Below are 21,046 nucleotides of genomic sequence, written 5' to 3' on the forward strand. Positions count from 1 at the left end.
GAGATGCCCCTGCCTTTCTCCGCTGGCCCCGCCATCGTGCGCCGGCGTCTGGCGCTCGCCGGCCTTGTGGCCGTCGCCATGCTGGCCGCCTGGGCCGGGTGGGCCGTATGGCGCTACGTCCTGCCAGGCCCCGCCCCCGCCGCCATTCCCAGCTACGCCCAACAGCCGGTGGCGGTCAGCGTTGCCGCCGCGCGCAGCGGCCCCTTGCCGCGCGACCTGCATGCGCTGGGCACCATCACGCCGTTGGCCCGCGTGGTGCTGCGCAGCCAGGTCGATGGCCAGCTGCAACGCCTGCACTACACCGAGGGCCAGGCCGTGCGGCGCGGGCAATTGCTGGCCGAGATCGATCCACGCCCCTACCAGGCCGCGCTGGCGGCGGCCGAAGGCGAACTGGCGCGCGTCGAGGCGCTGCTCGGCAACGCCGAGATCGACCTGCGCCGCTACCGGCAACTGGCGCGCCAGGAAGCGGTGGCGGGCCAGCAGCTGGACACCGCCGAGGCCCAGGCGCGCAGCTACGCGGCCCAGCGCCAGCGGCTGGCGGCGGCCGTGGCCGACGCCCGGCGGCTGCTGGCGCTGACGCGCATCGTCGCGCCGCACGACGGCCGCATCGGCCTGCGCCGCGTGGACGCCGGCAATCACGTGCGCGCCGGCGACGCCGACGGCCTGACCACGCTGGTGCAGACGCGGCCGATCTCGGCGCTGTTCACGCTTGCCGAAACCCGCCTGGACCTGCTGCGCCAGGCGCAGGCCGGCGACGGCGCCCTGCAGGTGCAGGCCTGGGACGCCGACGAACGCCGCCTGATCGCGCTCGGCACGCTGCAGGCGCTGGACAACCAGATCCACGCCGCCAGCGGCACGGTCAAGCTGCGCGCCCTGTTCGAGAATGCCGACGAGGCGCTGTTCCCGAACCAGTTCGTCAATATCCGCCTGGCGCTGGCGCGCCAGGAAGACGTGCTGTCGATTCCCACGGCGGCGGTGCAGTACGGCGCCGACGGCGCCTTCGTCTTCGTCATCGGCGACGACCAACGCGCCACTCGGCGCGAACTGACGCTGGGCCGCGCCAACGCCGGCCGCGTCGAAGTCCGCTCGGGCCTGGCCGTGGCCGAACGCGTGGTGGTCGAGGGCGTGGATCGACTGCACGACGGCCGCGACGTGCTGATCGTGGAAACCCAATGAGCCTGTCACGTCCCTTCATCCTGCGGCCGGTCGCCACCTCGTTCCTGATGCTGGCACTGCTGCTGTCGGGCATCCTTGCCTGGCGCATGCTGCCGGTGGCGGCGCTGCCGCAGGTCGACTACCCCATCATCCAGGTCACCACGCCCTATCCGGGCGCCAGCCCCGATGTCACCGCGCGCGCCGTGACCGCGCCGCTGGAGCGCCGCTTCGGCCAGATCCCGGGGCTCAAGCAGATGTCGTCCTCCAGCGGCAGCGGCATCTCGGTGATCACGCTGCAGTTCTCGCTCGACGTCTCGCTGGGGGTGGCCGAGCAGGAGGTGCAGGCCGCCATCAGCGCCAGCGGCTCGCTGCTGCCGTCCGACCTGCCGACGCCGCCGGTGTACCGCAAGGTCAACCCGGCCGACGTGCCGATCCTGACGCTGGCCGTCACCTCGGATTCGCTGCCGCTGCCGCAGGTCTACGACCTGGTCGACACCCGCATGACACAGCGCCTGGCGCAGCTGTCGGGCGTGGGCATGGTAAGCCTGGCCGGCGGCCAGCGCCCCGCGGTGCGGGTGCAGGCCAACCCCATGGCGCTGGCCGCGCGCGGACTGCAACTGTCCGACCTGCAGGAGGCCATCGCCAAGGCCAACTCCAACCAGCCCAAGGGCAGCTTCGATGGGCCGGTGCGCTCGGTCATCATGGACGCCAACGACCAGTTGCAGAGCGCGCAGGAGTACCGCGACCTGATCGTGGCCTGGCGCAATGGCGCGCCGGTGCGGCTGGGCGAGGTCGCCACGGTCGAGGACGGCGCCGAGGACCGCTACCTGGCCGCCTGGGTCGACCGCCAGCCGGCGGTGCTGGTGAACATCCAGCGCCAGCCGGGCGCCAACGTCATCGCCGTGGCCGACCAGGTCAAGGCGCTGCTGCCGCAGCTGACCGCCAGCCTGCCGGCGGCGGTGCAGGTGCGCGTGCTGACCGACCGCACCGAGAGCATCCGCGCTTCGGTGCGCGGCGTGCAGTGGGAACTGGCCTTCGCGGTCGGGCTGGTGGTGCTGGTGACCTTCCTGTTCCTGCGCAACCTGCCGGCCACGCTGATTCCCAGCCTGGCGGTGCCGCTGTCCTTGATCGGCACCTTCGGCGTGATGCACCTGGCGGGCTTTTCGACCAATAACCTGACGTTGATGGCGCTGACCATCGGCGCCGGCTTCGTGGTCGACGACGCCATCGTCATGCTGGAGAACATCGCCCGCTACCGCGAACAGGGCCACAGCCCGATGGCGGCCGCGCTCAAGGGCGCCGGGCAGATCGGCTTCACCCTGGTGTCGCTGACGCTGTCGCTGATCGCCGTGCTGATCCCGCTGCTGTTCATGGAAGACGTGGTCGGCCGGCTGTTCCGCGAATTCGCCATCACGCTGGCGGTGGCCATCCTGATCTCGCTGGCGGTGTCGCTGACGCTCACCCCCATGATGTGCGCGCGCCTGCTGCCGCCGCACGCCGAGCGCCCGCCCGGCCTGCTGGACCGCCTGCAGGCGCGCTATGCCGGCTGGCTCGACGTGACCCTGCGCCACCAGCGCCTGACGCTGCTGGCGATGCTGGCCACCGTGGCGCTGACCGCGCTGCTGTACCTGGCGGTGCCCAAGGGCTTCTTCCCGGTGCAGGACGGCGGCGTGCTGCAAGGCGTGACCCAGTCGGCGCAAAGCACCTCGTTCGAGGCCATGTCGCGGCGCCAGCAGGCGCTGGCGCAAAGCCTGCTGCAAGATCCCGACGTCGCCAGCCTGTCGTCCTTCATCGGCATCGACGGCATGAACGCCACGTTGAATACCGGCCGCCTGCTGGTCAACCTCAAGCCCTGGAGCGAACGCGGCGCGCCGCTGGCCGACATCATGGCGCGGCTCGATGCCCGCGCCCGCCAGGTGCGGGGCATCTCGCTGTACCTGCAACCGGTGCAGGAATTGAACATCGAAGACCGCGTCAGCCGCGGCCAGTACCAGTTCACCCTGACCTCGCCCGACGCCGCCCTGCTGGCGCGCTGGAGCCGCGCGCTGGCCCAGCGCCTGGACGCCGCGCCGCAGCTGGCCGATATTTCGTCGGACCTGCAGGGCGGCGGCCGCCAGGCCTACCTGGAGGTCTCGCGCGACGCCGCCGCGCGGCTCGGCCTGACCATGGACGACGTGGCCCAGGCGCTCTACAACGCCTTCGGCCAGCGCCAGGTGGCCACCCTGTTCACGCAGTCGAACCAGTATCGCGTGGTGCTGGAAGTGGACCCGCGCCTGGCCGCCAGCCCCGAGGCGCTGGAGCGCATCCACCTGAAAACCGCGGACGGCCAGCCGATTCCGCTGGCGGCGCTGGCCACGGTCAGCGAGCGCGCCGTGCCGCTGGCGGTGAACCACCTGTCCCAGTTCCCGGCCGTCAATTTCTCGTTCAACCTGCCGCCGGGCGGCTCGCTGGGCGCGGCCATCGCCGCCATCGAGGCGGCGCGCCAGGACATCGCCATGCCGCCCAGCGTCGAACTGCGCCTGCAGGGCGCGGCGGCGGCCTTCGAGGCGTCGTTGTCCAATACCCTGTGGTTGATGCTGGCGGCGGTGGTCACCATGTACCTGGTGCTGGGCATGCTTTATGAAAGCGCGATCCATCCCGTCACCATCCTGTCGACCCTGCCGTCGGCCACGGTGGGCGCGCTGCTGGCGCTGCTGCTCACCGGCCGGCCGCTGGACCTGATCGCCGTGATCGGCATCATCCTGCTGATCGGACTGGTCAAGAAGAACGGCATCATGATGGTCGACTTCGCGCTGGAAGCCGAACGCAGCCGCGGCCTGGCGCCGCGCGAGGCGATCCGCGAAGCCGCGCTGCTGCGGCTGCGGCCGATCCTGATGACCACGCTGGCGGCGCTGTTCGGCGCCCTGCCGCTGATGCTGGCCACCGGCTCGGGCGCAGAACTGCGCCAGCCGCTGGGCTGGGTGATGGTGGGCGGCCTGCTGGTCAGCCAGGTGCTGACGCTGTTCACCACGCCCGCCGTCTACCTGTTCTTCCACCGACTGGGCGCGGGCCGCCGCAAGGCCCTGCCCGCGCCCGCGGACCGGCCGGCGCCATGATCCGCGCGCTGCTGCACCGGCCCATCGCCTGCATCTTCCTGGCGCTGGCCCTGACGCTGCTGGGCGCGGTGGCCTGGCACCTGCTGCCGGTGGCGCCCCTGCCGCAGGTGGACTTCCCCACCATCGAGGTGCGCGCCGAACTGCCCGGCGCCAGCCCCGAGAGCATGGCCAGCACGGTGGCCGCGCCGCTGGAACGCGCGCTGGGCGGCATCGCCGGCGTCAGCGCCATGAGCTCGTCCAGCAACCAAGGCGCCACCCGCGTGCTGCTGCAATTCGAGCTGGACCGCGACATCAACGCCGCCGCGCGCGACGTGCAGGCCGCCATCAACGCCGCCCGCGCCGAGCTGCCGTCCGGCATGCCCGGCAACCCCACCTACCGCAAGGTCAATCCGTCGCAGGCGCCCATCATGGCGCTGGCGCTCAGCTCGCCCACCCGACCCGCCGGCCGGCTCTACGACCTGGGCGCCACGGTGCTGGCGCAGAAACTGTCGCAGATCGTCGGCGTCGGCGAAGTGACGCTGGGCGGCAGCTCGCTGCCGGCGGTGCGGGTGCAGGTCAACCCCAACGCGCTGGCGCACTATGGCGTGGCGCTGGACGACCTGCGCCAGTCCATCGCCGACGCCGCCCCGATGGGACCGCAGGGCCAGCTGGACTCGGCCGGCCAGCGCTGGGAGGTCGGCACGCCCGGCCAGCCGCGCACGGCCGACGACTACAACGGCCTGATCGTGCGCCACCAAGATGGCGCCACCATCCGGCTGGCGCAGATCGCGCGCGTCAGCGACTCGGTCGAGAACCGCTACAGCAGCGGCTTTCACAACCACGACCCGGCGGTGGTGCTGACCATCAGCCGCCAGCCGGGCGCCAACATCATCGAGACCATCGCCGCCATCAACCAGGCCCTGCCCGGCCTGCGCGCGCTGATGCCGGCCGACGTCGACCTGACCGTGGTGCTGGACCGCTCGCCCGGCATCCACGCCACGCTGCGCGAGGCCCACGTCACGCTGGGGCTGGCGGTCGGGCTGGTGATCCTGGTGGTGTGGCTATTCCTCGGCAGCGCCCGCGCCGCCGCCATTCCCAGCGTGGCGATTCCGGTCTGCCTGGTGGCCACCTTCGCCGTCATGTACCTGTGGGGCTTCTCGCTCAACAACCTGTCGCTGATGGCGCTGATCGTGGCCGCGGGCCTGGTGGTGGACGACGCCATCGTGGTGCTGGAGAACATCTCGCGCCACCTGGAACGCGGGCTGGGGCCGCGCCAGGCGGCCCTGCGCGGCGTGCGCGAGGTCGGCTTCACGCTGGTGGCGATGACGCTGGCGCTGTCGGTGGTGTTCGTGTCGATCCTGTTCATGGGCGGGCTGGTGGAACGGCTGTTCCGCGAGTTCTCGATCACGCTGGTGGCGGCCATCCTGATTTCGCTGGTGGTGTCGGTCGCCATCATTCCCAGCCTGTGCGCGCGCTGGCTGCGGCCGCCAGCCGAGGCGCAAACGCGGCCCTCGCGGCTGCGCGCCGTGTTCGCCCGCGTCCACCAATGGTATGGCGCGTCGCTGGCGCGGGTGCTGGGCCACGCGCGCCTGACCCTGCTGCTGCTGGCCGCCGTGGTGGCGCTGAACGCCTATCTGTATGCGCAAGCGCCCAAGGGGTTTCTGCCGCAGCAGGACACCGGCCAGCTGATGGGGTTCGTGCGCGGCGACGACGGCTTCTCGTTCCAGGTGATGCAGCCCAAGATCGACGTCTACCGCCAGCTGGTGCTCAAGCACCCCGCGGTGCAGGACGTGATCGGCTACAACGGCGGCAGCCTGGGCATCAGCAATTCGCTGTTCCTGATCCGCCTGAAACCCGCTTCCGAGCGGCGCGAATCCTCGGCCCAGGTGATCGACTGGCTGCGCGCCAACGCCCCGCCGGTGCCGGGCGGCATGTTCTTCCTGAACGTCGACCAGGACCTGCGCATGCCGGGCGGCTTCGGCAATTCCGGCGACCACGAGCTGGCCATCATGGCCAGCGACGTGCCGGCGCTGCGGCAATGGTCACGCAGGATCTCGCGCGCGATGCAGGACATTCCCGAGCTGCGCGACGTCGATGCGGTGGGCGATGCCGCCACCCAGCAGGTGGTCATCAACATCGACCGCGCCGCCGCCCGGCGCCTGGGCGTGGACATGCGCACCATCGCCAGCGTGCTCGGCAATTCCTTCAGCCAGCGCCAGGTGGCGACGCTGTACGACCCCATGAACCAGTACCGCGTGGTGCTGGAGCTGGACCCGCGCTACACCGAGGACCCCGAGGTGCTGGAACGGGTGCAGGTGGTGGCGGCCGACGGCAACCGCGTGCCGCTGTCGGCGTTCTCCACCTACGAGCACGGCCTGGTCAACGACCGCGTCTTCCACGACGGGCTGTTCGCCGCCGTCGGCGTCGGCTTCTCGCTGGCCGAGGGCGTCTCGCTGCAGCAGGGCCTGGCCGCCATCGACGCCGCCATGGCGCGGCTGATGGTGCCCGCCCACATCCAGACGCGGCTGGGCGGCGACGCCCGCAGCTTCCAGCAAAGCCTGCAGGACCAGCCCTGGCTGATCCTGGGTGTGCTGGTGGCGATCTACCTGGTGCTGGGCATCCTGTACGAAAGCCCGCTGCATCCGCTGACCATCCTGTCGACCCTGCCCTCGGCCGGCGTCGGCGCGCTGCTGGCGCTGCGGCTGGCCGATATCGAGTTCAGCCTGATCGCCCTGCTCGGCCTGTTCCTGCTGGTGGGGGTGGTGATGAAGAACGCCATCCTGATGATCGACTTCGCCCTCGGCCTGGAGCGGCGCGAGGGCCTGACGCCGGAACAGGCCATCCACCGCGCCGCCATGCTGCGCCTGCGGCCCATCGTCATGACCAACCTGGCCGGCCTGCTGGGCGCGCTGCCGCTGGTGCTGGGCATGGGCGAAGGTTCGGAACTGCGCCGGCCGCTGGGCGTGACCATCGTCGGCGGATTGATGATCAGCCAGTTCCTGACGCTATACACCACGCCGATCGTGTATCTGGCGCTGGAACGGCTGCGGCTGAAGATGGCGGGCTGGCGGGCGCGGCGCGCCTGATCCCCGCCCGTCCGCGCCGCGCCCGACGCCTCAGCCCGCGCCCCGTTCCACTTCCGGGGCGCGCGGCGCCACGGTCAGGCGTTCGGCCAACAGCGCCAGAAAGGCACGCGCCAGCGGCGGCAGATTGGCGCCGCGCAAGGTCACGACCTGGATGCTGCGCTGGCGCATTTCGGGATTGCTGAACGGCACCGCCACCAGGCCGGCGCTGGCGAGCAGGCCGATCACTGTCAGGTAGCCCGTCAACGCCACGATCTGGCTGCCCGGCAGCATCGGCAGGAAGGCCGCCGAATGGTTCGAGACGTAGGCAGGCTCGATATGCACGCCGGCATTGGCGCAGGCCGCGTCGAACAGGTCGCGCACCGTGGTGCCGGGGTCGCCCAGCGACAGCGGCGCCTGCGCCAGATCGCGCACGCCGACGCTGCGGCGCGCGGCCAGCGGATGGCGCCGGCACATGATGGCGTAGACCGGCGCGCGGCATTGCAATTCGGTCTTGAGGCGCTCGTCCGGCGCCACCGTGTAGCGCAGCGCCAGCTGCGACAACCCTTCCAGCACCAGCCGGTTGACCTCCTCCGGCCGCTCCACCAGCAGGTGGAAGCGCGCCTCGGGGCGGATACGCTTGAAGTCGGCCATGCACTGCGGCAGGAAGCGATGGGCAAAGCCTTCGGTGCAGGCCAGCCGGATGGTCACGTCGCCCAGCGCGCTGCGCTGGCGGATGCCGGTGGTGACGCGCTCGGCCTCCAGCGCGGCGGCGTTGGCGTATGCCGCCAGCTGGCGGCCGGCCTCGCTCAATGCCATGCCGCGCGCCTGGCGCTCGAACAGCGCAATGCCCAGCTCGTCCTCCAGCTTGGCGATCTGGCGGCTCACGGCGGAGGCCGCCACGTGCTGCGCGGCGGCGGCGCCGGCGATGGAGCCGCAGCGCGCCACCTCCAGGAAATACCTCAGGCCCAGCGAAATCATGGCAAGCTTCCCCAAGCCATTGCCTAAATGGCAACGATCAAATGCGAATTATCTAATTGTGGCATGCGCATAAGCGTAATAACTTTGTGCCTGTGCCGCTACCCCGAGACCGCAGTGATCCGCGAACAAGCCATCCTCCACGCCACCCAAGCCTATGACGACGGCACCTTGCAGGCCGAACTGGCCCGCCGCGTCGCCTACCAGACCGAAAGCGAGGAGCCCGGCCAGGCCGCCTGCCAGCACGCCTACCTGAACGACGAGCTGGCGCCGCAGCTGGAACAGCTGGGCTTCACCTGTCATGTGCACCCCAACCCGGCGGGCGTCGACCTGCCGATCATGGTGGCGCGGCGCATCGAAGCGCCGGCGCTGCCGGGCGTGCTGCTGTACGGCCATGGCGACGTGGTGCGCGGCAATGCGGCCAAGTGGGAAGCCGGCCGCGATCCATGGCGCCTGCGGGTCGAGGGCGACCGCTGGTACGGCCGCGGCACCGCCGACAACAAGGGGCAACACACCATCAACCTGGCCGCGCTGCGCCAGGTGCTGCGGGCGCGCGACGGCAAGCTGGGCTTCAACGCCACCTGGCTGATCGAGACCGGCGAGGAAGCGGGCTCGCCCGGCCTGGCCGCCTTCTGCGAAGCGCAGCGCGAGGCGCTGGCCGCCGACGTCTTCATTGCCAGCGACGGCCCGCGCCTGGCCGCCGCCCGCCCCACCCTGTTCATGGGCTCGCGCGGCGCGGTGAACTTCGAATTGAGCCTGCGCGCCCGCGAACGCGGCTACCACTCGGGCAACTGGGGCGGGCTGCTGGCCAATCCCGCCATCGTCCTGTCGCACGCCATCGCCTCCCTGGTGGACGCGCGTGGCCGCATCCTGGTGCCGGGCCTGCGGCCGCCGCCCATCCCGGCGCCGGTGGCGGCGGCGCTGGCGGACCTGGAAGTGGGTGGCGGCGCCGACGATCCCGCGATCGACCACGACTGGGGCGAGCCCGGCCTGTCGCCCTCGGAGCAGGTGTTCGGCTGGAACAGCCTGGACGTGCTGACCTTCGGCGCCGGCGATCCGGCCAAGCCGGTCAATGCCATTCCGCCCGTCGCCACGGCCTGGTGCCAGTTGCGTTTCGTGGTCGGCACCGACTGGCGCGCGCTCGAGCAGCACGTGCGCGCCCATCTGGACGCGGCCGGCTTTGCCGACGTGCGGGTCCGCGTCGGCATGCAGGCCGGCGCCACCCGCCTGTCGCCCGACAACCCCTGGGTACGCTGGGCCGCCGCCTCGATCGAGCGCAGCACCGGCCAGCGCCCGGCGCTGCTGCCCAACCTGGGGGGCTCGCTGCCCAACGACATCTTCGCCGACCTGCTCGGCCTGCCCACGCTGTGGGTGCCGCATTCCTACCCCGCCTGCGCCCAGCACGCGCCCAACGAGCATCTGCTGGGCAGCGTGGCGCGCGAGGGCCTGGCCATCATGGCGGGCCTGTTCTGGGACCTGGGCGACCAGGGCGCCGCGCTGCGCCAGGCCGCCGCCGAAACCGATTCCTCTCCCTCCTGACCGGACTCTTCCATGATCGCCCGACTCCGCGCCGCCGCGCTGGCCTGCCTTTCGGCCCTTGCCCTGCAAGCCACCCTGGCCGCCCCCGCCGCGCACGCCGCCTATCCCGAACAGGCCATCAAGCTGGTGGTGCCGTTCACGCCCGGCGGCGCCACCGACGCCGTGGCCCGGCTGCTGGCCAACCGGCTGTCGGGCAAGCTGGGCCAGGCCGTGATCGTCGAGAACCGGCCCGGCGCCTCGACCGTCATCGGCGCCAACGCCGTGGCGCAGGCCCAGCCCGACGGCTACACGCTGATGCTGTCGGGCAGCACCACCTACACCGTGCTGCCGGCGCTCAAGCGCGACCTGCCCTACGACCCGCGCGGCAGCTTCGAGCACATCGCCATCGTGGCGCTGGCGCCGGTGGTGCTGCTGGCGCAGAACAGCCTGCCGGCCAAGACCGCGCAACAGGCGGCCGAGCTGGCGCGCGACAAGACCGCCGGCGGCGGCCTGATGTACGGCACCTTCGGTCCAGGGTCGGCGCCGCACCTGGTGGGTGAAATGTTCGCCGAGGCCGCGGGCGCCAAAATGACGCCGGTGCCCTACAAGGGCAGCGCGCAGTTCATCACCGCGCTGATCGGCGGCGAAATCGCGCTGGGCGTCGACACCGTGTCGTCGGCCGCGCCGCAGGTCAAGGCGGGCAAGGTGCGCGCGCTGGCCGTCACCGGCGAACACCGCGTGCCGCAGTTGCCGGACGTGCCGACCTTCATCGAAAGCGGCCTGCCCGGCGTCTCGATGGTGGGCTGGTACGGGCTGGTGGCGCCGGCGCGCACGCCGCCGCCGGTGCTGGACACGTTGAACCGCGCGGTCGCGGACATCATGGCCGACCCGCAGGTACGCCGCGCCATCGCCGACCTGGCGCTGGAGCCGGTCTACCTGGACGGCGCCGCCTTCACCGCGCGCATGGAACAGGAACTCAAGACCTTCGGCGAAGTGGGCCGGCGCGCCGACATCAAGCTGGACTGAAGCGCCCGCCCCGCGCGGGCGCCGGCGGGCCACGGTCCGCCGGCACGATGGCGTCGGGAATCGTCCTATTCCGACCCCATTTCGACTAGAATCGGAACCATTCTCAATAAAAGACCCGCGGCAGGGCTCGCGGCGGCGTCGATAGAAGAAAGAGGCGCGTTCTGAAACCCAGTTTCCGTTTGTCCATGGCCTGGCTCCACACCTGGGTCGGCCTGTGGTTTTCCTGGCTGCTGTTCGCCGTCTTCCTGACCGGGACGCTGGCGGTGTTCGCCGAACCCATCACCCACTGGATGACGCCGGAGCACCATGCGGCCGAGGCCGAGGCGGCGGCGCGCGAGCCCGTGAAGGTGGATCGCGCGCGCCGGCTCGATCTGGCGGTGCAGTACATGGCGCGGCATCACGCCGGCGCCGGCATGTGGGAGATCTGGCCGGTCAACCGGCACCACGACAACGGCCTGGTGGCCTACTGGTTCGACTCGAACGGCGCATACGCCGACGCCGAACTCGACCCCGAGACCGGCCGCGAACTGGACGAGGACCACCACGAGGCAGGCCGCGCCACCTTCGGCGGCGACCACTTCGTCGACTTCCATTACAACCTGCACGCGCAGCCCCTGGGCCTGTGGATCGTGGCCTTCGCCGCCATGGCGATGCTGGTGGCGATGGTTTCCGGCGTGGTGACGCACAAGCGCATCTTCAAGGATTTCTTCACCTTCCGCGCCAGCAAGGGCCAACGTTCGTGGCTGGACGCGCACAACGCCACCGCGGTGCTGACCCTGCCCTTCCAGTTCATGATCGCCTATACCGGCATCGTGATCTCGGCCTTCACCCTGATGCCGGCGCCGATCGCGGCGACCTATGGCCCCGGCGCCGAGGCCGCCCGCCTGTACCTGGCCGAACTGGCGCGCGAAGACCAGCCCCCGCTGACCGGCACCGCGCTCGCCGTGCCGGCCCTGGAACCGCTGGTCGCGCGCGCCGAACGGTTGATCGGGCAGACCGCGCGCGCCATCGTCATCAACAACCCCGAAGACGGCTCGATGCGGATCGCGGTCTATGGCTGGAACGAGGAGGCCGACCAGAACGTCCATATCAGCAGCACCACCGGCATGGCGGAATTCTCCGCCGCCACCGGCCAATTGCTGCGCCTGCGCGCCCCCGGCGGCGTCGAGGGTGGCGCCGCGCCGTTGACGCGCCAGGTGATGTCCGACCTGCACATGGTCAAGTTCGGCGGACTGGCGATGAAATGGCTGTACTTCGTGTGCGGCCTGGCCGGCACCGCCATGATGGGCACCGGCGCGGTGTTGTTCATGGTCAAGCGCCGCGCCAGGATGGGCGACGAATTCGGCGCCGCCACCGCGCGCGTCTACCGCCTGATCGAAGGCCTGAACGTGGCCGCCCTGGCCGGCCTGGCGATCGCCTGCGTCGCCTACCTGTGGGCCAACCGGCTGCTGCCGGTGTCGCTGCCGCAGCGCGCCGGCTGGGAACTGCGCGCCTTCTTCATCGTCTGGGCGCTGACGCTGGCCCATGCCTGGCTGTGCAGTCCGCGGCGCGCCTGGCTGTGGCAGCTGGGCCTGTTGTCGGCGCTGTGCCTGCTGCTGCCGCTGCTGTCCCTGCTGACGCTGGGCGACCATCCGCTGGCGCAGATCGCGCGCGGCGACTGGGAAAGCGCCGGGGTCGAACTGACGGCCGTGGCCATGGGCCTGGCGGCCGGCTGGGCCGCGCTGCGGCTGGGCCGCAAACCGCTGTCGGCGCCGCCGCCGCGCGATACGCGCGCTTCGCGGGAGGCCACGGCATGAATCTCAACGACGCCTTCGGCATCGCCATGGCGCTGCTGCTGACCTATTCCGGCATGGCCTGCCTGAGCCTGGCGATGCCGCGCCATTACGACCAGGTCTGGGGCCGCGATCCCTCGGCCGGCCATTCCCGCGTGCTGCGCGGCGCGGGCATCCTGCTGTTGCTGCTGGCGCTGCTGCCCTGCGTCGGCCTGTGGGGCAACACCGTGGGCGTGGTGGCCTGGCTGGGCTGGCTGTCGGCCGGCGCGTTGCTGTGGGTCGGCATGCTGTCGTGGGCACCGCGCCCGGCCATAGGCACCGCCGCCCTGGCGCTGGTGATCTCGCTGGCCGGGGTCGGCTTGGGTTTCTAGGGCCGCATTGCGTCCGCGCCGGCCCAGCCGGCGCCGTTTGACCGGCATCAAGACAAGCCGACAAACGCCTCGATAGCCGGGCTTTCGACACCATAGGTGGTGGTAGAGTTTCCCTACCCCACAACATATGGTGTCAGCGATGCAACTCCAACACATCCTCAAGCGCGACGGCCGGGTCGTCGCATTCGACCGCGACAAGATCGCCGCGGCCATCGCCGCCGCCGGCCGCGGCACCGGAGAACTGGACGCCGACGTCGCGCAGGCGCTGACCGGCGCGGTGATCGAGGCGCTGGCCGCCGAAGGCAACGTCTGCCCCGGCGTGGAGACCATCCAGAACCAGGTCGAGGAAACGCTGGTCAAGGCCGGCTACTGGCGCACCGCCCGCGCCTACATCGTCTACCGCGAACAACACGCCCGCCTGCGCGCGCTGCGCCACACCCTGGTGGACGTGGAAAGCGCCATGGAGGAATACCTGGAACAGCGCGACTGGCGCGTCAACGCCAACGCCAACCAGGGCTACAGCCTGGGCGGGCTGATCCTGAACGTGGCCGGCAAGGTCACCGCCAACTACTGGCTGTCCAGCGTCTTCACCCCCGAGGCCGGCCAGGCCCACCGCGATGGCGACATCCACATCCACGACCTGGACATGCTCAGCGGCTATTGCGCCGGCTGGTCCCTGCGCCAGCTGCTGACCGAAGGCTTCAACGGCATCCCCGGCAAGATCGAGGCCACGCCGCCGCGCCACATGTCGGCGGCCATCGGCCAGATCGTCAACTTCCTGGGCACGCTGCAGAACGAATGGGCCGGCGCCCAGGCCTTCAGCTCGTTCGACACCTACATGGCGCCCTTCATCCGGCGCGACGCGATGACCTACGCCGAGGTCAAGCAGAGCATGCAGGAACTGATCTACAACCTGAACGTGCCGAGCCGCTGGGGCACGCAGACGCCGTTCACCAACCTGACCTTCGACTGGACCTGCCCGGCCGACCTGAAGGAGCAGATCCCCTACGTCGGCGGCGAGGAAATGCCGTTCGCCTATGGCGACCTGCAGGCCGAGATGGACATGATCAACCGCGCCTACATCGAGGTGATGATGGCCGGCGACGCCAAGGGGCGCGTGTTCACCTTCCCGATTCCCACCTACAACATCACGCCTGACTTCGACTGGGACCATCCCAACACCGAGCGCCTGTTCGAGATGACCGCGCGCTACGGCCTGCCGTACTTCCAGAACTTCCTCAATTCCGACCTGGAGCCGCACATGGTGCGCTCCATGTGCTGCCGCCTGCAGCTGGACCTGCGCGAACTGCTCAAGCGCGGCAACGGCCTGTTCGGCTCGGCCGAGCAGACCGGGTCGGTGGGCGTGGTGACCGTCAACTGCGCCCGCCTGGGCCACACCTGCCGCGGCGACGAGGCAGCGCTGATGGCGCGCCTGGATCACCTGCTGGGCCTGGGCCGCGACGTGCTGGAAACCAAGCGCAAGGTGGTGCAGCGCTACATCGACCAGGGGCTGTACCCGTACACGCGGCGCTACCTCGGCACGCTGCGCAACCACTTCAGCACGCTGGGCGTGAACGGCATCAACGAGATGATCCGCAACTTCAGCGGCGACGCCGAGGACGTCACCACGCCGGCCGGCCATGCGCTGGCGGTGCGCCTGCTGGACCGGGTGCGGGCGCGCATGACCGAGTTCCAGGAAGAGACCGGGCACCTCTACAACCTGGAGGCCACGCCGGCCGAAGGCACCACCTACCGCTTCGCCCGCGAAGACCGCAAGCGCTACCCCGGCATCCTGCAGGCGGGCACCGAGGCCCAGCCCTACTACACCAACTCCAGCCAGCTGCCGGTGGGCCACACCGACGATCCGTTCGAGGCGCTGGCCCTGCAGGAGTCGCTGCAGGGCAAGTACACCGGCGGCACCGTGCTGCATCTGTACATGAACGAGGCCGTGTCGTCGGCCAGCGCGTGCAAGGAACTGGTGCGGCGCGCGCTGTCGAATTTCCGGCTGCCGTACATCACCGTCACGCCGACGTTCTCGATCTGCCCGAACCACGGCTATCTGGCCGGGCACCACGAGTTCTGCCCGAAGTGCGACGCCGAATTGCTGGCCAAGCAGGCGTCTTGCTGCGCGCCGGCCTGACCGCCGCTGTCGACCGCTTTTTTCCCCGGGCGATCCCCGCCCGGCCTTTCCCCAAGGAGCCATTATGCAAACCGTGATCTCTCCCGAAGCCGCCGCCCCGCGGGCGCTGCGCCTGGACGACAGCCAGCGCGTGCGCTGCGAAGTCTGGACCCGCGTCATGGGCTACCACCGCCCCGTGTCTTCCTTCAATACCGGCAAACAAGGCGAATTCAATGAACGCCGCTTCTTCGTCGAACAACGTGCCTGAAGCGGCCGGCGGCCGCAAGGCCGCCCCCGCCCGCCACCCGCCGCGCATGGCCTATGCCGCGCCGCCGCGGCCGGCGGCCCAGCCGCTGCCGCGCCATTCCCCGGCGGTGGGAGGGCTGACGCCGTTTTCCACCGTGGACTGGCCCGGCACGCTGGCCGCCGTCATCTTCATCGCCGGCTGTCCGTGGCGCTGCCACTACTGCCACAACCCCGAACTGCAGACGCGCAACGCGCGCTACGACTGGCGCGACGTGCGCGCCTTCCTCGACAACCGCCAGGGGCTGCTGGACGCCGTGGTGTTCTCCGGCGGCGAACCGCTGAGCGAACCGCGCCTGCCGTCGATGATCCGCAAGGCGCGGCGCATGGGCTATCGCATCGGCCTGCACACGGCCGGCATCTATCCGCTGCGGCTGGCCGACGTGCTGCGCTACCTGGACTGGGTCGGCCTGGACATCAAGGCCGACGCGCAGGGCTATGACGACATCACCGGCCGACGCGATTCGCACCGCCCGGCGCAGGCCTGCCTGACGCAGTTGCTGACGGCCGGCGTGGATTTCGAATGCCGCATCACCTGGCATCCCGACTGGCTCGACGAGACCCGGTTGCTGGGATTGGCGCGCGAACTGGCGCGGCGCGGCGTCAAGCGCTTCGCGGTGCAGGGCGCGCGCAGCTGCCCCAGCACGCCGCCGGCGCGGCTGCTGGGCACGCAGGCACAGGCTTTGCTGCGCGGCTGGTTCGAGGAATTCGCCTACCGCTGAGCGCTGGCGCGTCCCAGGCGCGCCGCCAGCGCCGCGTGAAAGCGCGGCGACGCCACCGCGCCCACATTGCAGCGCGACCACGGTGACACGGCGGTCGGGTCGACGCTGAACACCCGGCCCGGCGCCATGATGACCTTCTCCGGCATCAGGTCCTCGGCCAGCGCCAGCGAATTGTCGATGCCGGGAAACGCCGCCCACAGATAGAGCGAGCGGGTGGGCCGCGTGTAGACCGTCGCGCCCAGCGAATCGAGCGCCCGCAGCGCGTCGCCGGTGGCCGCCTCCAGCCGCTGGCGCAGGCGCACCAGATGGCGTTCGTAGTGGCCGTCGCGCAGCATCACGTCGACCATGCGCTCGCAGTATTCCGAACTGCTGACGTGCACCAGCGCCTTCAGGTCCGCCAGATCGCTGGCCAGGCCCGCGCCGCAGGCGATGAAGCCAACCCGCAAGGCCGCCGAGAACGACTTCGAGAAACTGCCAATGTAGACCGTGCGTTCCAGCTGATCCAGCGCCGACAGCCGCACCGCCGAGGTCGGCTTGAAGTCGGCCAGCGGGTCGTTCTCCACCACGATCAGGTTGTAGCGCTCGGACAGCTGCAGCAGCTTGTAGGCCTTGGCCGGCGAGATGTCCGAACCGGTGGGATTGTGCGCCAGCGACTGGGTGAAAAAGAGGCGCGGCTTCTCGCGCTGCAACAAGGCCTCCAGCGCCGCCAGGTCAGGCCCGTCCGCCAGGCGCGGCACGCCCAGCATGCGCACGCCCGCCAGCTTGAGCTTGCCGAACAGCGGGTAGTAGCCCGGATCGTCCACCAGCGCCGCCGCGCCCGGCGGCAGGAAATAGCGGATCACCAGGTCCATGGCCTCGTTGGCGCCGTGCGTCAGCACCAGTTGCGACGGCGCCGCGCTGATGCCGACGTCGCCCAGCTTGCGCACCAGGCTCTCGCGCAGCGGCGCGTAGCCGAAGCGGCTGCCATAGCGGAACAGCGTGCCCAGGCCGGTGCGCACCACCTTCTGGTGATAGCGGTCCATGCGCATGTCGGCCAGCCATTCCACCGGCGGGAAACCGTCGCCGGCGGCGATGGCGTCGGGTTGGGTCTTGAGCTGCTCGCGCATCAGCCAGACGATGTCCATGGCGCGGCTCAACTGGCCCGACTCCTCGTCGGCGGCGCGCCGCGCCGGACCGGTATCGAGCACGTAGAAGCCCGAGCCGCGGCGCGGTTCCACCAGCCCGCGCGCCACCAGCATCTCGAACGCCACCACCACGGTGTTCTTGGCGTAGCGGTGCAATTGCGCCAGCTCGCGCAGCGATGGCAATTTATCGCCCGGGCGGTAGACGCCCTCGGCGATCTGGCGCCCGATCAGGCGCGCCAGGCTTTCGGCGATGGGCGCGGCGCGCGGGGCGCGGCCCGGGGAATTATCGGCGTCCACGGCGTGGTTTCCAGCGGGAAAAAGTCGAAAATTGGTGCAGTGCGATGGTACTGTTCGCCCAAACTGTACCTCTGAATGCCGGTACAGTTTACCTAGAATCTGGCCACCCAATTCTTAGATTTCCGATGGAGACACATGCCATGGTGGCCGATTCACGCCTGCCCAACTTCCGCGCCCTCACCCCCGCCCAACGCCTCGCCGCCATCGCCGACGCGGCCGGCCTGACGCCCGAGGAACACCAGCAACTGGCCGAGCCGGGCGCGCTGGGCCTGGACCGCGCCGACGGCATGATCGAGAACGTCATCGGCGCCTTCGAGCTGCCGCTGGGCGTGGCCGGCAACTTCCAGGTCAATGGCCGCGACGTGCTGGTGCCGATGGCGGTGGAAGAACCGTCGGTGGTGGCGGCGGCCTCGTTCATGGCCAAGCTGGCGCGCGAGAACGGCGGCTTCGAAACCTCCAGCACCCGGCCGCTGATGCGCGCCCAGGTGCAGGTGCTAGGCCTGAGCGACCCGCGCGGCGCGCGCGTCGCCCTGCTGCGCGAGCGCGAGCGCATCGTCAAGCTGGCCAATAGCCGCGACCAGGTGCTGATCGGCCTGGGCGGCGGCTGCCAGGACATCGAGGCGCACGTGTTCGCCGACACGCCGCGCGGCCCGATGCTGGTGCTGCACCTGATCGTCGACGTGCGCGACGCCATGGGCGCCAACACCGTCAACACCATGGCCGAGGCCGTGGCGCCGCTGGTCGAGGAGATCACCGGTGGCACGGTGCGGCTGCGCATCCTGTCGAACCTGGCCGACCTGCGCCTGTCGCGGGCCCGCGTGCGCCTGACGCCGCAGACCCTCGACACCAAGGACCGCAGCGGCGCCGAGATCATCGAGGGCGTGCTGGACGCCTACGTGTTCGCCGCCACCGACCCGTACCGCGCCGCCACCCACAACAAGGGCATCATGAACGGCATCGACCCGGTCATCGTCGCCACCGGCAACGACTGGCGCGCGGTCGAGGCCGGCGCCCATGCCTACGCCTGCCGCGACGGCCGCTACACCTCGCTGACCCATTGGGAAAAGGACGCCAGCGGCGCCCTGGTCGGCACGCTGGAAATGCCGATGCCGGTGGGCCTGGTGGGCGGCGCCACCAAGACCCATCCGCTGGCGCGGCTGGCGCTCAAGATCATGGCGGTGCGCTCGGCCCAGGAGCTGGGCGAGATCGCCGTGGCCGTGGGCCTGGCACAGAACCTGGGCGCGCTGCGGGCGCTGGCCACCGAAGGCATCCAGCGCGGCCACATGGCGCTGCACGCGCGCAACATCGCGCTGACGGTGGGCGCGGTGGGCGCCGAGGTCGACCAATTGGCCAAACGCATGGCCGAGGAAAAGGACGTGCGCGCCGACCGCGCGCTGGCGCTGCTGGAGGAACTGCGGAAACCGGCCTGACGGCGCGGCACGGCCGGCGCACGCACGCCGGCCGCACAAGAACAGAGGCGGCGCCGGGAATCGCCCGCGCCGCCCGTCCATCAAGGAGACAGACATGGAAAGAGACAGCAAGGCGTCCGCCGGACGCCTGGCCGAAGTATGGAACGACACGGTCGACCTGCGCCACCTGGCGTGGGCCATCGCCATCGGCATCGCCGTCAGCGTGGCGGGCTTCTACGCCGCCAGCGGCTGGCTGCGCGACAAGGTCGCCTCGCCCGAGCTGGCGCACGCCTACGCCATGCTGGCCGGCCTGGCCGGCTGCGTGCTGGCGGGCGTGATCTGCGCCCGCCTGTTCCCGCCCAAGCGCGAAGTGGTCGAGCACAGCGCCTCGCACGATCCGGCCTGGCGCGCCGAGGTGCTGGCCGAACTGGCCGCGCAACCGGGCGGCCTGGGCACGCTGGCGGACCTGCCGCCGGCGGTGGTCAAAGAACTGAAGGAACTGGACCTGTACGAGCTGTTCGCCGCGCCCGCCGCGGCGCCGGCGCCGCAGGCCCAACCGCGCAACGTGCGTGAAGAGGTGCCGGCATGAGCGATCCCGTGTTGCTTGAACAGATCATGGTGGCCGCCGGCATGGGCCTCCTGGGCGCGGTGGTGTTCGCCGCCATCGGCCTGGTGTCCGGCACCGACGAGACCACCACGCTGGCGCCGCTGACGCTGCTGGTGGTGCTGCTGGGCGTGCCGCCGGCCGGCGTCTTCACCTTCTTCCTGGCCGGCGCGGTGGCCAAGCACATGACCCACGCGGTGCCGACGGCGCTGCTGGGCATTCCCGGCGACACGCTCGCCACGCCGCTGCTGCAGGACGCCAACATGCTGCGCAAGCTCGGCGTGCCGCACATCGCGCTGCGCAAGATGGTGTCGGGCGCCATCGTCGCCGCCTTCGTGGCGGTGCCGCTGGCGGTGCTGTTCGCCGTGCTGCTGGCGCCGTTCGGCGGCGCCATCACCAAGTCGGCGCCGTGGATCTTCCTGGCCGCGGCGGTGCTGATCGCCTATTTCTCGGCCGGCCGCTGGGCCGCGGTGGCGCTGCTGGTGCCTTTCGTGGTGGTGATCGTGGCGCTGCAGAGCCTGACCGCCAAGTACGGCGTCAAGCTCAGCATCAGCTACTTCCTGGGCATCGCCATCGGCCCGCTGATCGCCGACCTGTTCACCGTGATCGCGCCGCAGGGCCGCGCCAAAATGATGCGCGACAAGGTGCGCACGTTCTCGCTTGCGCCGGACGTCAAGGGCTGGTCGGGCTACTTCCCCAACCCGCTCAAGGTGATGGATCGCATCCAGACCCGCTGGACCCTGGCCACTGCCACCATCTCCAGCGCCACCTTCGTGTTCAGCCCGGTGGCGATGACGGTGGTGCTGGGCGAACTGGTGGGCTCGCGCGTCAAGCACGCCTATCACCGCCTGACCACGGTGCTGAGCGCGCGCAACGGCGTCACCGAGGCCACCTACATCGCCGAGGCCCTGATCCCGCTGATCGCTTTCGGCCTGCCGCTCAGCCCGGTGGCCGCCGGTCCGGCCGCGCCGCTGTTCAACGCCCCGCCGCGCTTCACGGTGGACGCGGCCAGCGGCCAGACCCACAACCTGCACAACCTGCTGAACCACTGGGAGTTCCTGGGCTACGGCATGCTGGCGGTGCTGCTGGCGGCGATCGTGTCGTATCCGTTCGCCATGAACTTCGCGCGCCGCGCCGCGCTGTTCGTGTCGCGCAAGGTCAGCCACGAGGCCATCATCGCCACCTTCGTCGGCCTGATCATCGTGATCAGCGTGTGGGAAGGCCAGTTCCTGGGCCTGCTGGTGATCCTGACCATGGGCCTGTTCGGCGGCCTGCTGTCGCGCCTGTTCGGCTTTAACACCGGCGTGCAGTTCATGGGCTACTACACCGCCGTGCTGACGGTGCCGGCGCTGGTCAAGCTGGTGGCGTGATTCACCGGCGGCAAGGGGCGGAGCCGCCGTGCTCCGCCCCTTTTTTGCTTTCGCGGCGACCGCGTCTGGCGCGGCGCCTTCATCCCCCCCGCTTTCCCCCGCCCGCTTGATCCCGCGCAAGGCGGCGCGGCATGCCTTGCTC

Annotated in this window: 15 protein-coding genes; 13 read left to right on the plus strand and 2 right to left on the minus strand. The window is 70.6% G+C overall.

What is annotated here, in order from left to right:
- Window positions 1-3 precede the first annotated feature (3 nt).
- Genes AC6CR5_RS06245 through AC6CR5_RS06255 form a run of 3 tightly spaced genes read left to right on the plus strand, consistent with a single transcriptional unit; the run spans window position 4 to window position 7,315 of the window.
- The gene (locus AC6CR5_RS06245) at window positions 4-1,176 is read left to right on the plus strand and encodes an efflux RND transporter periplasmic adaptor subunit (RefSeq protein WP_058664536.1); all 1,173 of its coding nucleotides are present in this window, start codon (window positions 4-6) and stop codon (window positions 1,174-1,176) included.
- Window positions 1,173-4,250, plus strand: a complete 3,078-nt coding sequence (locus tag AC6CR5_RS06250) for a multidrug efflux RND transporter permease subunit (protein ID WP_498085360.1) — start codon at window positions 1,173-1,175, stop codon at window positions 4,248-4,250. The genes AC6CR5_RS06245 and AC6CR5_RS06250 overlap by 4 nt, the downstream gene beginning before the upstream one ends.
- Entirely contained in the window at window positions 4,247-7,315 is a 3,069-nt protein-coding gene (locus tag AC6CR5_RS06255; protein ID WP_498085361.1) for an efflux RND transporter permease subunit, read from the plus strand. Before AC6CR5_RS06250 ends, AC6CR5_RS06255 begins: the two co-directional genes overlap by 4 nt.
- Before the next feature lie 30 nt (window positions 7,316-7,345).
- On the opposite strand, the gene AC6CR5_RS06260 is transcribed toward AC6CR5_RS06255, so the two are convergent.
- Window positions 7,346-8,272 (minus strand): LysR family transcriptional regulator, encoded by a 927-nt coding sequence (locus AC6CR5_RS06260; RefSeq protein WP_024068986.1) that lies wholly within the window; start codon window positions 8,270-8,272, stop codon window positions 7,346-7,348.
- 114 nt (window positions 8,273-8,386) lie between these two features.
- On the opposite strand from AC6CR5_RS06260, the gene AC6CR5_RS06265 reads away from it, so the two are divergent.
- From AC6CR5_RS06265 to AC6CR5_RS06295, 7 genes are all read left to right on the plus strand, one after another.
- On the plus strand, window positions 8,387-9,808 hold the full coding sequence (locus AC6CR5_RS06265; protein ID WP_238874401.1) for a M20 family metallopeptidase: 1,422 nt from the start codon (window positions 8,387-8,389) through the stop codon (window positions 9,806-9,808).
- A gap of 12 nt (window positions 9,809-9,820) precedes the next feature.
- Window positions 9,821-10,813 (plus strand): Bug family tripartite tricarboxylate transporter substrate binding protein, encoded by a 993-nt coding sequence (locus AC6CR5_RS06270; RefSeq protein WP_054514405.1) that lies wholly within the window; start codon window positions 9,821-9,823, stop codon window positions 10,811-10,813.
- Between the two features lie 185 nt (window positions 10,814-10,998).
- Window positions 10,999-12,609, plus strand: a complete 1,611-nt coding sequence (locus tag AC6CR5_RS06275; RefSeq protein ID WP_054444750.1) for a PepSY-associated TM helix domain-containing protein — start codon at window positions 10,999-11,001, stop codon at window positions 12,607-12,609.
- Window positions 12,606-12,956 (plus strand): DUF3325 domain-containing protein, encoded by a 351-nt coding sequence (locus AC6CR5_RS06280; RefSeq protein WP_054444749.1) that lies wholly within the window; start codon window positions 12,606-12,608, stop codon window positions 12,954-12,956. Before AC6CR5_RS06275 ends, AC6CR5_RS06280 begins: the two co-directional genes overlap by 4 nt.
- A gap of 139 nt (window positions 12,957-13,095) precedes the next feature.
- Window positions 13,096-15,096 carry a ribonucleoside triphosphate reductase gene (locus AC6CR5_RS06285; RefSeq protein WP_498085362.1) on the plus strand — a complete coding sequence of 667 codons (2,001 nt, stop codon included), beginning with the start codon at window positions 13,096-13,098 and terminating at the stop codon, window positions 15,094-15,096.
- Window positions 15,097-15,160: 64 nt separating this feature from the next.
- On the plus strand, window positions 15,161-15,343 hold the full coding sequence (nrdD, locus tag AC6CR5_RS06290) for an anaerobic ribonucleoside-triphosphate reductase (RefSeq protein WP_054444748.1): 183 nt from the start codon (window positions 15,161-15,163) through the stop codon (window positions 15,341-15,343).
- A complete protein-coding gene (locus AC6CR5_RS06295) occupies window positions 15,309-16,100 on the plus strand; it encodes an anaerobic ribonucleoside-triphosphate reductase activating protein (protein WP_207384454.1) in 792 nt (263 codons plus the stop codon). Before nrdD ends, AC6CR5_RS06295 begins: the two co-directional genes overlap by 35 nt.
- Here the strand turns inward: AC6CR5_RS06295 and AC6CR5_RS06300 are convergent.
- Window positions 16,091-17,521, minus strand: coding sequence for an aminotransferase-like domain-containing protein (locus tag AC6CR5_RS06300; protein WP_054444746.1), 1,431 nt, complete (start codon window positions 17,519-17,521; stop codon window positions 16,091-16,093). The genes AC6CR5_RS06295 and AC6CR5_RS06300 overlap by 10 nt on opposite strands.
- Window positions 17,522-17,661: 140 nt before the next feature.
- Between AC6CR5_RS06300 and AC6CR5_RS06305 the strand changes: the two genes are divergently transcribed.
- The 3 genes from AC6CR5_RS06305 (at window position 17,662) to AC6CR5_RS06315 (ending at window position 20,904) form a co-directional block, all read left to right on the plus strand.
- Window positions 17,662-18,951, plus strand: a complete 1,290-nt coding sequence (locus AC6CR5_RS06305; protein ID WP_020927867.1) for a hydroxymethylglutaryl-CoA reductase, degradative — start codon at window positions 17,662-17,664, stop codon at window positions 18,949-18,951.
- Between the two features lie 94 nt (window positions 18,952-19,045).
- A complete protein-coding gene (locus AC6CR5_RS06310) occupies window positions 19,046-19,519 on the plus strand; it encodes a hypothetical protein (RefSeq protein WP_047990889.1) in 474 nt (157 codons plus the stop codon).
- Window positions 19,516-20,904, plus strand: coding sequence for a tripartite tricarboxylate transporter permease (locus AC6CR5_RS06315; RefSeq protein ID WP_020927869.1), 1,389 nt, complete (start codon window positions 19,516-19,518; stop codon window positions 20,902-20,904). Before AC6CR5_RS06310 ends, AC6CR5_RS06315 begins: the two co-directional genes overlap by 4 nt.
- Window positions 20,905-21,046 lie beyond the last annotated feature (142 nt).

The organism is Achromobacter sp. EG18 (assembly GCF_059759395.1).